Consider the following 12,728-nt stretch of genomic DNA (forward strand, 5'->3'; position numbering starts at 1 on the left):
TTTGCAAATGAAGCTGTCAAACCGCTTTTGGCCTATCTCGCTGCTACACCGCACTCGCTCTAGGCGAAGTTTTATTTTTGCTGCATGGCTTGCTGCAATCTCAGTTATCAACCTGTGTAACGCAGAAAATATCGATAAGCCCGCCAAAACAAACCAAGAAAACTTGAAAGCCCCCATAGTGCTGCAAGACTTAGCCTATGGAAATATTTTATTTGAATATTTTAGAGGCAAACCTATAGAAGCTTTAAATCAAATTCTGGTTGCTAAAAAGCGCGGTCAGTTATTCCATCATCGCCAAAATGCAGAGCTATTATCTGGAGTAATTTATTTAGATATTGGCATGTTGAGTCACGCTCAAAAAATCTTTAATACGCTACTGCAAGAAGATGAACTAGAGTCTGGTCTATTTTCTAAAATTGAATTTTATTTAGGTAAACTTCACTATAAACAAGGTGATTTGCAGCAGGCTGAGTTTCGATTAGAGCGAGTCTTACCGCAATTAAATAGCAACCTCAAAGATGAGTGCTTGGTGATACTAAGTAATCTAGCGATGCAGCTCAATCGGTTAGAGCAGGCTGAAACTTGGTTAAAACAAATTTCTGTAGATTCTAATTTAGCCGCTGTTAGTCAGTTTAACTTAGGCATGTTGTATTTAAAGGAACAAAAAATAGCTCAAGCAACTAGTATTCTTAATAATATAAAGTTGACGCAGCAAAGTGATGAGATAACTAAAAATGTAATTGATCGCGCTAACTTGGCTTTAGGTTATTACAATTTATCCCACCAGAACTATGAACAAGCAAGGAAACATTTAAATAAAGTAAGATTGAATTCTCTAAGCGCCAACAAAGCGCTTCTTGGTATTGGCTGGAGTTATGCCGAACAGGCTAATTTTCAGCGAGCACTGTCTCATTGGAATGCACTGAGTAAAAATGACATTCGCGATGTTGCGGTTCAAGAAGTGCAGCTAGCCATTCCTTACGCACTGCAAAAATTAGGCGCATTACAAGAAGCTCTCACAAATTATCAGACTGCTGCTTTAAATTTTGAGCAACAGATTAAAATGATTGATGATGTGCTTAATAAAATTAAAAATGAAAAAATTATAGAGCAATTCGTCATCAACTTAGTGCTTGAGTCTGGCCAGGTCGACTCAAATACACAGCAATTCACATTAAGTGACCTTCAACAATTAGGCAATGAGCTGGACTACTATTTATTTGAGCTTGTTTCTGAACACCGTTTTAATGAAAGCTTTAAAAGTTACTTAAAATTAGGCGAGCTTGCTACCTTGCTAGAAAAGTGGGAAAGAGAGTTGCCAACATTTGACCAAATTGTTAAAACCAACGAATTGCGCTTTGAACAAAAAATGCCTGTTATTAATGACTATTTAAAGACTGGCATGGTAGAGAAATTCCAACAAGAATTAACCCAGCTTGAGCGCGTTATTGACAACTTAAAGCAAGATAAAAATATTCATCAACTAGCTAACTCAAATCAACTAGAAATTTACCAACGATTAACTGGGTTAAATGCTAAATTAGCGGATATACCTGATGAGTTACTTAGCAACCAGCAAAAAGAAAAGGCTCGTAGAGCCAATGGTGTTTTAAAGTGGCAATTGTTAGAAGGCAAAGTTGCGAAAATTTGGCAGCTCGAAAAAGTCGCTTTGGAGATTAGAGAAGCCATAAACAAAATGTCATTAAGAAAACAAAATTTAGCTGATGCTCGTCATGTTGCCCAAACTCGTTTTCAAGGCTATCAGCAAAAGATAGATGAAGCTTCGCAAAATCTACAAGGATTACAGGGTAAAGTCGACGAGCAAATAAAGCTACAAGCTAACGCATTAGAAACCCAAATTGTAAAGGTTTTAAATAGTAGAAAAAAAGCGTTGCAACATTATTTATTGCAGTCGGACCTTTCTATTGCCAGATTGCATGAGCAAGCACTAAAACTGCCGGAGCTAGATTAATCATGACTTTAGGCCGTTTTATATTCAGCCGCTTAACTAAGCCATACTATGGGTTAAGGTCTTGCATTAGTTTGAGCCTGGTATTAATTTTAGTCTCTTGTGCAAGCATGCAGCGTCTTATTCCGTTTAATGAATTATTGCCTAAAGACCAAGAGCCTCGAGTAAGTTTTTATGATCAGCAAGTCGATACAGTAGAAACTTCTGCACTCGAAGATGTGCCACCAGAAACCGTTATTAATAGTTATAAACGATTGTTAACACGGGGCAACCCAGAAGTTCGCAAAGAAGCCTTACATAGGCTGGCTGATTTAACTATGCGCTTGGCAGAGATTAAACTGGGCGATGAAAATAATGCTAATTTAGCTAGCAGTGTTAAAAGTGCGAATTTTAATGATGCGATCCAATTATATTCAACGTTACTTCGTGAATACCCAAACTACCCCAAAATCGATCAGGTTAAATATCAATTAGCGCGAGCTCATTCGCTCAATAGTGACCCAGAGTCATCTTTAGCGATACTTGATCAAATCGCTGTGAATCATAATGCCTCAGTAACCTATTTAGAAAGTCAGTTTAGGCGGGGTGAAGCTTATTTTGTGCGAAAAAATTATCCTGTTGCTGAAAACGCATACAGTGAAGTGATAAGTAAAGGAGCAAACTCAGAGTATTACGACAAAGCGCTTTACAAGCGCGGCTGGTCTTTGTTTAAACAAAATAATTTTTCGCTAGCACTACAAGACTTTTTTATTTTGTACGAACGCTTAGTACACCAACAATCTGCTGGTGTAGGTCAGACCCGACTCGTTGGTGATTTAATAAAAGATACCTTGAGAGTTATTAGCTTATCTTTTTATAACCAAGATGGTGCAGAAACAGTGAATCAGTATTTTGCACAGTTTGGACGTAAAAACTATGAAGATAAAATCTATGCTGCGCTAGCCGACTTGTATATTGAGCAAGAGCGATTTAAAGATGCCGCTGACACTTATTTAGGTTTTATCAAACTCAATCCAATCGCTTTGTCCGCGCCTGACTTTCACACTAAGGTTATTGAAATTTACAGAAAAGGTGGCTTTCCTAGTTTGATTTTGCCAGCGAAAGAAAATTTTGTGAATAGTTACGGTAGAAATAGTCAATTTTGGGCAGAGTATTCTGGAAAAGTGATTGATGATTTAATGCCATTGCTCAGACTGCATTTAGACGACATTTCTAAGTACTATCACGCAAAAGCACAGCAGTCTAAACAACCGAAAGATTATTTGGCTGCAGCTAAATGGTATAGAGAAATTTTGGCTACCTTTAACGAGCCGCAAATTGATAGTGAATATCGGTATGCGCTTGCTGAAGCACTATTAGATGGAAAACAGCTTTTGCAAGCGGCCCATGAGTTTGAAATAGTTGCTTATAAAAATCCTATTTCTAAATTCTCGCGTGATGCAGGGTATAAAGCATTACTTGCGTTACAAGCTTATCAGCACCCGAAAGGTGCGACCCAAACTGAGCGTTTAATGCCATTGATTCAGAGTGGAACGCAGTTTACAACCGTGTTTAATCAAGATGAAAAAACACCACAAATATTAGCTAATGTAGCAGAACAACAACTGCAAATTGGCGATGTGCTAGGCGCAATTACCTCATCAGAAAATTTGCTGGCGTTGCCAACTAAAATATCAGTTAAACAGAAAGAACGCGCTTTAATTATAATTGCTAATGGCCTGTTTGATTTAAAAGATTATGCAAAGGCAGAAGTTGCAATTACTCAGCTATTAAATAGCGTAAAACTAAATAATAAACAGCGCCAAATATTTAGGCAAAGGCGCGCTGAATCGGTATACCAATTAGCTGATGCAGCTAAACAAGCTGGTCAATTTGAGCAAGCGATTCAGTTATTTTTAAAAGTTAAAGCGTTAGAGCCCACTTTAGCGGTTGCCGCTACAGCCTATTTTGACGCTGCTGTTTTAATGATTCAAACTCAGCAGTGGGATTTGGCGGCCCAAGCGCTAGAAGGCTTTAGGTTAAGTTATCCAAAACACCCACTAGCTAAAGATATTCCTGAAAAGCTTGCGCTCATTTACGAGCAACAACAAGACTGGAGTAAAGCTGCTGTTGAGTATAATTTGTTGTCAAAACAACAGAATGATCCAGAACTAGCTAGAGCAGGTTATTGGAAGGTAGCAGAGCTTTATCACAAAGCAAAGCTTTTTGATAAAGCCATCGCGGCTTATAAATTTTATGTTTGGGAGTACCCGCAGCCTTATTTATTAGCGCAAGAGGCGAGAGCTATTTTAGTTGAGTTATACACCGGTAAAAGCGATTCTAGTAAGCGTGATTTTTGGCGTAAGAAAATAGTCGAGTTTTATGCCCAAAATAAAGCTAAAAATAATACAAGAACTGCCTATTTAGCGGCTAAGTCTCAATATGATTTGTCTTTACCGTTATTTGAATCTTTTAAGCGCATTAAGCTTAAATTACCGCTGGCTAAAAGCTTAAAAAGTAAACGGAGTGCAATGAAGAAAGCGTTGCAAGCTTATAATCAAATAGGGGCTTATGGAATCGCAGAATTTACCACCGCCAGTACGCATAAAGTCGCACAAATATATCAAATACTTGCAACTGACTTAATGAACTCTGAAAGGCCTAAAGGGTTAAACGAAGATGAATTAGAAGAGTATGGGTTCCTTTTAGAAGATCAAGCTTTACCGTTTGAAGATAAAGCGATTAGCTTTTACGAAACAAATGCTCAAAGAACTAAACAGGCCGTTTACGATGATTCTGTCAAAGCAAGTATAGACTCATTGCGCAAGCTAAAACCTATCCAATACGATAAACATGAAAATTTAGAGGCGCTTTCCAATGTTTCGTTTTAGTCAAGTTAGCGTTTTTGCTTTAGCTATCGTTTTATTAGCCAGTTGCGCCACAGGAAATCAGCAAGGGGCTCAAAGTATCAAGGCCTCCGCCAACGACGCTTCGTCTAGTGAGCCGCAAAAAGACTCACAAGGTGCAGAGATTGCTGCTGTAATAATTTCGAATATTCCAGATCCTATGAGTTTGACGCCAGACTTAGATTTAGTCAAAGCGTATGATGAGGTAGATAACTTGCTCTCTAAGCAGCAGTTTGATCAAGCGATTGCGAGTTTAAAAAGTCTTAAATTGAAATTTCCACAATCATCAGGGCCTCATTATCGGTTAGCTAGAATTTATATGCAGCAGTCTGACTTTGCAGCCGCAGTAGAAGAAAGCCAAAGTTGTATCAACGTAACGCCAAATAATTATTATTGTTTTGAGTTGCAAGGGCTCGCCTTAAGGGAGCAAGGTCAATTTGCTCAAGCCAAGGCGGCCTACCAAAAAGCGATAGAAATTTATCCCAATCATGCAACTGTGCATTTAAATTTGGGCATATTGGCCGATATTTATCTTTATGACTTTGAGTTAGCCTTACAGCACTACCAGCAGTACCTACTGTTATCGACAGCTAAAAAAGAAACAGTCAACAAATGGATTATCGATTTAAAGCGACGAATGAATTAGCCAAGCAAAGTTTGCCTTATCTTAGGCAAATAAAATAGGCTTACATTAAATAGGCCTACAATAAATGAGCGAGAGAATTGAGAGTAACTTATGATCATGAAAAAACGATTTTTAACTAAAATACGTCACCTAGCGTTTGCGGTACTATGTAGTTTGCTTATTGCTCAAAATGAATTTTTGTTAGCACAAGAAAGTGAGCAAGCAAATCCTTCACAGCAACAAGCAAAGACTGCACAACAGCCATCAAAGTCACAAACCCTTATTGAAGAGACTGTGTTAGGAATGAATGTTTCTGGAACTAAAGATTTACCTAATGTACTTTATATTGTTCCTTGGAAAGGGGATGCTAGTGAGGCTTCTCCTCCTGAAATTACTCGCTTGGTGGATGAAGTTTACGCACCAATTGACCCTGAGGTTTTTACTAAACAAGTGAAGTTTTACCGCCAGCTAACTCAGAGCGTCAATAATGCAGAGAAAACAGAATGAGCTTAGCAAGCTCTGCAAAGCGCTTAAGTCTATGATATTGCATTAGGTTTTATCAATAGGTAAGGATGTTTCTGTGAACTAATACTACTTTTAATATTAATGATTATGTCTATACTAGTTAATTAATCTCGCAACTGTTACTTTGTTGCTTATTGCATCACTATTCAAATATTGACTTAAATACTGCCAGTAGGGGAATCTCATGGCTCAAGAACAAAACGATTTAGCATCTCAAATTGCGAACTCTGGTAATCAAGTAGAACCAGGAACTTTTGATGTCATTGTGAGCTTTTTTCAAGATGGTGGTGCCTTTATGTACCCCATAATGATTGTATTCATTTTTGGCTTGGCCATCGCATTAGAAAGGTTTATTTATTTAAATTTGATGAAAGCTAAAAATCAAGCTGCTTGGAAGCGACTTTTACCAATTCTAAACCAAGGTAACTTTCGCCAGGCAATGGAAGTCGCTTCAAACTCTCGCTCTGCAATAGGAAGAATATTAGCCTATGGATTGTCAAAAGTGGGTAAAGGCCGACGTCACGATGATTTAGAAATGGCTATGGAAGAGGGCTTGATGGAAGTGCTACCACGGCTAGAAAAGCGCACACCTTATTTAGCAACATTTGCCAATATTGCGACTTTGCTTGGTCTTTTAGGTACCATTTTAGGTCTGATTAAAGCATTTACTGCGGTTGCCAACGTTGACCCTGCAGAAAAAGCAAATATTCTATCTGCAAGTATTTCTATTGCAATGAATACTACCGCATTTGGTTTAATGGCGGCTATCCCGTTGTTATTAGCGTTTACCTTTTTACAAACAAAAACCACCGAGATTGTTGATAGCATTGAAATGGCCTCTGTTAAGTTTGTTAATTTAATTAGAGATGCACGACCTTCAGAGCCAGCAAAAGCGCCTATGAAAAAAGCCTAAGCCGCTCATTTAATGGATTGGTGAACCAATGTTTCGACGTAAATCGAAAAGAACACGTGAAAACAACGCAGAATTAAATATTACTGCGTTTATGAATTTAATGGTGGTTTTAGTTCCATTTCTACTTATTACTGCAGTGTTTTCTCAAGTTTCAATTTTAAACCTAAATTTGCCAGAAGGTGTGAGCGAATCTCTGCCGTCTGAAGATGAGCCGCCGAAAGCTTTAGAGGTTGTTATCCGTAAAGACAAGTTCGATGTTCTAGAAAGGCAGTCGGGTCTGTTAAAAAGCATACCCATGTTAGATTCCGAATACGACTTTAAAGGCCTTAATGAATACTTACAACAGGTCAAACAACACCCTGAATTTAATACCGATACCGGGGTTACCTTATTATTAGAGTCGGACACTCAATATGATATTTTGGTACAAACTATGGATGCGGTGCGCTTAATCGAAAGAGAAGAGATCGAGTTAGATTCTCAAGGATTTGTTATTCAAGGTGAGTTATTCCCTAATATTTCTATGGGAGACGCGCCGCCGGTTAGTTTTAATTCTTCACAACCCAAAAGCGATGGGGCTCAACAATGAAAAAGTCGTATCGAGCCGTTCGCATGGAAAGACATCACAAGCGATTTGGGACGAGTAGCTTAAACCTTGTATCCTTAATGGATATTTTTACGATTTTAGTGTTTTTCTTGTTAGTTAACTCGTCAAGTGTCGAGCAGTTACCTAGCAGTAAAGCGGTGAAACTACCTGAGTCAACCGCACAACAGTTACCTAAAGAAACGGTGATCGTGTTAGTGAATAATGAGCAAATTTTGGTGCAAGGCCGAGTAATAGCCAATGTTGAGCAAGTGCTTAAGAGTGACCAAGTTGTTATTCAAGCATTGCTTAAAGAAATGCAGTTTCAAGCAAAGCAGTCTTGGACCGGAGCAGCACTAGAAGAAGGATTAGAAGTGACGGTCATGGGAGATAAAGAAATTCCCTATAAGCTGCTAAAGAAAATTTTAGCCACATTAAGTCAGGCTAACTATACCAACATATCAATGGCGGTAATGAAGCGCGGCCAATCTAACGATTCAAACAATGGCAAGGGAAGTTAATCTGCATGGCAAGTTATCTTAACAGTTCAATGCTAACTCCTATTTTACCTTGGGAAAATGACGAGGTAGAGTCGTCACGCTTTTTTAGAATTTTGTTGGTTCTGCTTATTGTTAGTATTTTATTTGGAGCGGTGGTGCCTTTTATTGATGTGGTAAAACCTGATCGTGATAGAGCCGCTAGCATTCCTCCTAGGCTGGTAAAAATGGTGCTTGAGAAAAAGAAAGAAGTTAAGCCTCCACCGCCAGTAGAGCAGCCAAAAGAAGAGCCAATAGAAGAGCCCAAAGAAGAACCTAAAGAAGAAAAAAAGGAAGAGCCTAAGCCGGAAAAACAACCCGAGAAAGTAGAGCCTAAAAATACCGCAAAAGAAGTTGCTAAAAAACATATCGCCGTATTTGATGCATTGGCAGACTTACGTGATCCGGACGATATGCAAAACTTAAAAGAGAATAAGAGCTTAGCTAATGATACAGGGCAGGCTGCCCAAGTTACGCGCTCGGTTATTACTAAAAAGGCAACTCAAGGCAGTGGTGGAATTAAGGTCGCTACGGCGAGCCAATCTTCTGGTACCGGAAGGTTAGCTGGCCAAAATACCACTCAAGTTAAAAGTGATATTGACGAGGCGGTAAGTAATACGCAAGTTAAGTCTGCTTCGGGAGCATTGAAACGAAGTTCAGAAAATATTCAGCTAGAGTTTGAAAAGAATAAACCGGCGATATTTGCGCTTTATCATAGAGCGCTAAGAAAAGACCCAAGCATTCAAGGTCGCGTAAGTTTTCGTCTTACCATACAGCCAGACGGGCGAGTAAGTAGCTGTGAAATTGAGTCAAGCGAATTAAATAATCCCGCTCTAGAAAAACGTTTAGTCGCAAGAATTAAACGAATAAACTTTGGCGCAGCGCAAGTAGCGACTTGGAATAGTACCTATGTAATCAACTTTTTCCCTTCTTAAAAAAATAAGGCGATTTTTAAACTTTTTTCATTAAAAATTGCCTTATTCGAGTCAATTATTTTATCGCTATTATTGGTTAGTAATGGCGTATTTTTAGTCAAATACAAGTCAGGAAGTCAGAATGCACGTAAAATGGTTTTTAATTAGTTTTATTTTCATATTGACTGTCGGCGTAAATAAGCCTGTAACGGCGCGTGAAAATAAAGTAAGCAAATCATGGCATAGTCATCAGTTTGAAGTGATGGGAACCTTGGCTAAAGTTGAGTTTGAAAGCGCAAATCAAAAGTTAGCTAGTCAACTGATTAAAGATGTTGTGGAGGAAATGGAGCGCATTGATCGCGTGATGAGTCCCTACAAGCCGAACAGTGAGTTAACTCAGATCAATGAAAACGCTGCCAAAGGCGCAATGAAAATTAGCCAAGAAATGTTTGATATATTAGCGCGCTCTCATTATTTTGCAGAGTTGACCCATGGAGCGTTTGATATCAGTTTTTCGAGTGTGGGCTATTTATACAATTATAGAGAGCAGGTAAAACCAACCGCGTCTCAAATTGACCAGTTACGCTCTGCTATCAATTATCGTAATATTCAGCTTAACCCTCAAACCCAAGAAGTATTCTTTACCGATAAGCGAGTTAAAATTGATCTTGGCGGTATTGGCAAAGGCTATGCAGTTGATCGTTCGATTCAAATTTTGCAGCGGCATGGTATTCAAAATGCATTTGTTAATGCCGGTGGCGATAGCCGTATAATAGGCAGAAAAAATGGCCGGCTCTGGTATATTGGAATTAAGCACCCTAGAAACCCGGACAAATTACTCGCTAATATGCCATTGGAAAACGTCGCACTATCAACTTCGGGAGATTATGAAAGGTTTTTTGAGCTCGAGGGTAAGCGGTACCATCATATTATTGATCCCAAAACTGGCGACTCTGCGCGCGAGATTCAAAGTGCGACTATAATAGCGGATGATTCAATCACTGCTGATGCGCTTTCCACTAGCGTGTTTGTGTTAGGGGTTAAAGAGGGCATGGCCCTGGTTAACGCCATGCCAAATGTTTCCGCAATTATAGTGAACAATAAAGGTAAGTTATTGCTGTCTAAAGATTTAACCCCGGCAGAATAGCTCAATAATTAACCATCTCCCTTAAATTCACTAAATGTTAGCTTGGCACTAATTCATAGTTAGATTATCATTGTCAGCATCTTATTTAATGGGACGATTATGAAACTACTAGTTAACCGACTTATTTTAATTACTGTGATCTTGCTTTGCGCTAGAGTAGATAGTGTGCAAGCGGTTGAAGTTCAGGGGTTATATGAGTCAAGTGTAGGCGTGGCGGACCAACGAAGTACAACTCGTTCAAGAGCAGTGCTAACTGGCTTTAAAGAAGTATTGATCCGTAAAAGTGGTTCAGAAAGAGTATTAGATGCATACGAAGTGAAGCAGTCTTTTCGTAAAGTTACGGCTTTTTTGCAGCGCTTCGAATATATTCCTAACGATTCTGCGAGTAATTCACAGCAAGCTTCAGAGTATCCGTTTAATTTAAAAATGCACTTTGAACCGCGTTTAGTTGATGAGCTGATTCAAACTGCCGGTATGCCTATTTGGGGCAGTAATCGACCGGTTACCATTCTATGGCTTGCAGTAGAAGAAAACTTTAATCGCCAATTAGTTAAAGAAAATCCCGAAAATAGCTTTTGGTCCGATCTTATATCGGAAGAGGCAAAACGACGTGGCCTTCCAGTTATATTACCTTTAATGGATTTGGAAGATGAACTGAATGTTACTTTAAGTGATGTTTGGGGGCGATTTTTAGGTCCTGTAAATAACGCTTCGGAGCGTTACCAAGCTGATTCAGTCTTAGTTGGTCGAATCAATCAAGTTGGTGATACTTGGCAAAGTAAATTAACTTATCTAAATCAGTCAGAACAACAGGCAATTGAAATTGAAGCGCCAACGCCACAAGCATTGGTAGCAAGTTTGTCTAATCGATTGGCAGAACAGTTATGTGCAAAGTATTGTGTTGTAGAATCAGCCGATACTTTACCAATAAAGCTTCAAATATCTGGGGTTAAAAACTTTAAAGACTTTAAACAGGTTCAGCAGTTTTTAGAGGGCCTATCGTCAATAAGAAAAGTGGAGTTGGAGCAAGTTGCGGGAACGCATGCCCGCTTTAATATTGCTTTGCTAGGTGAGCTTCAGTCGGTTATTGAAGGCATCGAGTTGAGCAATAAACTGATTCAAGAAACTGCGCCAAGTGTCGATCCATTTCAGTTAACTGAATCTGGTTCTACCGATCAGTCTTTCTCTGCGCTTTCCGAGAATAATCTTGTGTTAGCTGAGCCAGAAAAAGATGAGTCGCTAGAAAAGGACAGTCTAAACGTCTTAAATAAAGCAAACGCTAGTTTACAGCCATTACCTTTAGAGCAAGAAACCATGCTTTACTTTCGGTGGGTTGAATGAATTTAAGCTTTATTCCTAATGTGATTACGATCTTACGTGTCGTTTTACTGATCCCGCTGTCGATCTTTCTCATTAACGAAAATTATCAAAATGCATTATTCGTGTTTGTTATCGCAGGTGTTTCAGATGCCCTAGACGGCTTTTTAGCAAAGCAGTTTGGTTGGGTCAGTCGCTTTGGTGCCATATTAGATCCACTGGCTGATAAAGCACTGCTCATAACAACCATCGTTATCTTGGCAATAAATCAACAAATTAGTTGGATTCTATTTGGTTTAATTGTTTTACGCGATGTTTTTATTGTCAGTGGTGCCTATTATTTTCATTATCGCTTAGGGCCTTATGAAATGAAGCCCAGCAAGCTGTCGAAGTTAAATACTTTTGTACAATTATTTTTAGTCACTTGTATTTTGGTTTCAGCTGGCTTGTACACTCTATCACCTGCTTTTATTGAAGCTATGGTAATCGCAACTTATGTGACAACTTTAAGTAGTGGTATTCATTATGGTTGGGTGTGGGGTAAAAAGTTTAAAGTTGAACTGTATCAACTTAAAAGTAAATCATCGCCTACTCAGAAAACTAAGAACCAAGACTGATTACTTTAATATGTTGCAATTACCTTTAAACGTTCAGCTCGACGACTCGAGTACCTTTGATAACTTTGAAGCGAGCCACAACCTTCAGCTGATCGAGCGCTTAAGTACTTTAGCCGATGCAGCTCCAGAATTTATTTTTATTTGGGGCGCCAGCGAAACCGGTAAAACGCATTTAGCACAAGCACTATGTCATAGCTTTGCAGAGCGAGACTTACTGGCGGCTTATCTTCCTCTAGATAATGAAAGTTTTGATGCAGAAATCTTACAGGGAATGCATCACCTCGACTTAGTTTGTATTGATAATGTAGAAGCAGTTAAGGCTAAGAGTGAGTGGGAGGTTGCGCTGTTTAATTTGTATAACGAATTAAAGGCTGACCACAAGCACTTAATTATTTTTTCCAATGCTGCGCCTGCCCAAACCCAGTTTAATTTGGCAGATTTAAATTCTCGTTTGAGCGCTATGGAAATATATAAGTTAGAAGCGTTAAGTGATACCGGAAAAATATCGCTATTTCAGAGTAGGGCTACTCACCGCGGATTAGATATTCCTGCAGAAGTGGCTAAGTTTATCTTATCGCGTTACAGCCGTTCGGTTGCTGATCTTGTCGAAATACTAGATACACTAGATCGCTCTAGTATGATGCTACAGCGTAAAGTCACCATTCCACTGGTCAAAGAAATCTTAGACCAGTGAAAA

The 12,728-nt window shown here is 38.9% G+C and carries 12 protein-coding genes; all 12 read left to right on the forward strand.

Translation table 11 applies throughout. From position 1 onward, the window contains the following. The first annotated feature begins 7 nt into the window (after positions 1-7). The 12 genes from ACUR5C_RS06970 (at position 8) to hda (ending at position 12,725) form a co-directional block, all read left to right on the forward strand. A complete protein-coding gene (locus ACUR5C_RS06970; protein ID WP_454467633.1) occupies positions 8-1,972 on the forward strand; it encodes a tetratricopeptide repeat protein in 1,965 nt (654 codons plus the stop codon). Between the two features lie 71 nt (positions 1,973-2,043). Continuing rightward, entirely contained in the window at positions 2,044-4,839 is a 2,796-nt protein-coding gene (locus ACUR5C_RS06975) for a tetratricopeptide repeat protein (protein WP_454467634.1), read from the forward strand. Next, positions 4,826-5,500 carry a tetratricopeptide repeat protein gene (locus ACUR5C_RS06980; protein WP_454467635.1) on the forward strand — a complete coding sequence of 225 codons (675 nt, stop codon included), beginning with the start codon at positions 4,826-4,828 and terminating at the stop codon, positions 5,498-5,500. The genes ACUR5C_RS06975 and ACUR5C_RS06980 overlap by 14 nt, the downstream gene beginning before the upstream one ends. Before the next feature lie 96 nt (positions 5,501-5,596). Further along, positions 5,597-5,986 carry a hypothetical protein gene (locus tag ACUR5C_RS06985; protein WP_454467636.1) on the forward strand — a complete coding sequence of 130 codons (390 nt, stop codon included), beginning with the start codon at positions 5,597-5,599 and terminating at the stop codon, positions 5,984-5,986. Between the two features lie 202 nt (positions 5,987-6,188). Continuing rightward, entirely contained in the window at positions 6,189-6,917 is a 729-nt protein-coding gene (locus ACUR5C_RS06990; RefSeq protein WP_454467637.1) for a MotA/TolQ/ExbB proton channel family protein, read from the forward strand. A 28-nt stretch (positions 6,918-6,945) separates the two neighbouring features. Beyond that, a complete protein-coding gene (locus ACUR5C_RS06995) occupies positions 6,946-7,506 on the forward strand; it encodes an ExbD/TolR family protein (protein WP_454467638.1) in 561 nt (186 codons plus the stop codon). After that, the gene (locus ACUR5C_RS07000; protein ID WP_454467639.1) at positions 7,503-8,021 is read left to right on the forward strand and encodes an ExbD/TolR family protein; all 519 of its coding nucleotides are present in this window, start codon (positions 7,503-7,505) and stop codon (positions 8,019-8,021) included. The genes ACUR5C_RS06995 and ACUR5C_RS07000 overlap by 4 nt, the downstream gene beginning before the upstream one ends. Positions 8,022-8,026: 5 nt before the next feature. Further along, a complete protein-coding gene (locus tag ACUR5C_RS07005) occupies positions 8,027-8,971 on the forward strand; it encodes an AgmX/PglI C-terminal domain-containing protein (protein WP_454467640.1) in 945 nt (314 codons plus the stop codon). A 121-nt stretch (positions 8,972-9,092) separates the two neighbouring features. Then, the gene (locus tag ACUR5C_RS07010; RefSeq protein ID WP_454467641.1) at positions 9,093-10,097 is read left to right on the forward strand and encodes an FAD:protein FMN transferase; all 1,005 of its coding nucleotides are present in this window, start codon (positions 9,093-9,095) and stop codon (positions 10,095-10,097) included. Between the two features lie 99 nt (positions 10,098-10,196). Next, positions 10,197-11,438, forward strand: coding sequence for a DUF2066 domain-containing protein (locus tag ACUR5C_RS07015; protein ID WP_454467642.1), 1,242 nt, complete (start codon positions 10,197-10,199; stop codon positions 11,436-11,438). Next, entirely contained in the window at positions 11,435-12,031 is a 597-nt protein-coding gene (locus ACUR5C_RS07020; protein WP_454467643.1) for a CDP-alcohol phosphatidyltransferase family protein, read from the forward strand. The genes ACUR5C_RS07015 and ACUR5C_RS07020 overlap by 4 nt, the downstream gene beginning before the upstream one ends. Positions 12,032-12,041: 10 nt before the next feature. Beyond that, positions 12,042-12,725 (forward strand): DnaA regulatory inactivator Hda, encoded by a 684-nt coding sequence (gene hda, locus ACUR5C_RS07025; RefSeq protein ID WP_454467644.1) that lies wholly within the window; start codon positions 12,042-12,044, stop codon positions 12,723-12,725. The last annotated feature ends 3 nt before the right edge of the window (positions 12,726-12,728 follow it).

The sequence above is a fragment of the Aliikangiella aequoris genome (assembly GCF_053709105.1).

What these genes read in the sequence shown, in the direction of transcription:
- ACUR5C_RS07020 (WP_454467643.1), top strand. Translation starts at nt 11,435, where the DNA reads ATGAATTTAAGCTTTATTCCTAATGTGATTACGATCTTACGTGTCGTT.
- ACUR5C_RS06980 (WP_454467635.1), top strand. Translation starts at nt 4,826, where the DNA reads ATGTTTCGTTTTAGTCAAGTTAGCGTTTTTGCTTTAGCTATCGTTTTA.
- ACUR5C_RS06985 (WP_454467636.1), top strand. Translation starts at nt 5,597, where the DNA reads ATGAAAAAACGATTTTTAACTAAAATACGTCACCTAGCGTTTGCGGTA.
- ACUR5C_RS06995 (WP_454467638.1), top strand. Translation starts at nt 6,946, where the DNA reads ATGTTTCGACGTAAATCGAAAAGAACACGTGAAAACAACGCAGAATTA.
- ACUR5C_RS07010 (WP_454467641.1), top strand. Translation starts at nt 9,093, where the DNA reads ATGCACGTAAAATGGTTTTTAATTAGTTTTATTTTCATATTGACTGTC.
- ACUR5C_RS06990 (WP_454467637.1), top strand. Translation starts at nt 6,189, where the DNA reads ATGGCTCAAGAACAAAACGATTTAGCATCTCAAATTGCGAACTCTGGT.
- hda (WP_454467644.1), top strand. Translation starts at nt 12,042, where the DNA reads ATGTTGCAATTACCTTTAAACGTTCAGCTCGACGACTCGAGTACCTTT.
- ACUR5C_RS07005 (WP_454467640.1), top strand. Translation starts at nt 8,027, where the DNA reads ATGGCAAGTTATCTTAACAGTTCAATGCTAACTCCTATTTTACCTTGG.
- ACUR5C_RS06970 (WP_454467633.1), top strand. Translation starts at nt 8, where the DNA reads ATGAAGCTGTCAAACCGCTTTTGGCCTATCTCGCTGCTACACCGCACT.
- ACUR5C_RS07015 (WP_454467642.1), top strand. Translation starts at nt 10,197, where the DNA reads ATGAAACTACTAGTTAACCGACTTATTTTAATTACTGTGATCTTGCTT.
- ACUR5C_RS07000 (WP_454467639.1), top strand. Translation starts at nt 7,503, where the DNA reads ATGAAAAAGTCGTATCGAGCCGTTCGCATGGAAAGACATCACAAGCGA.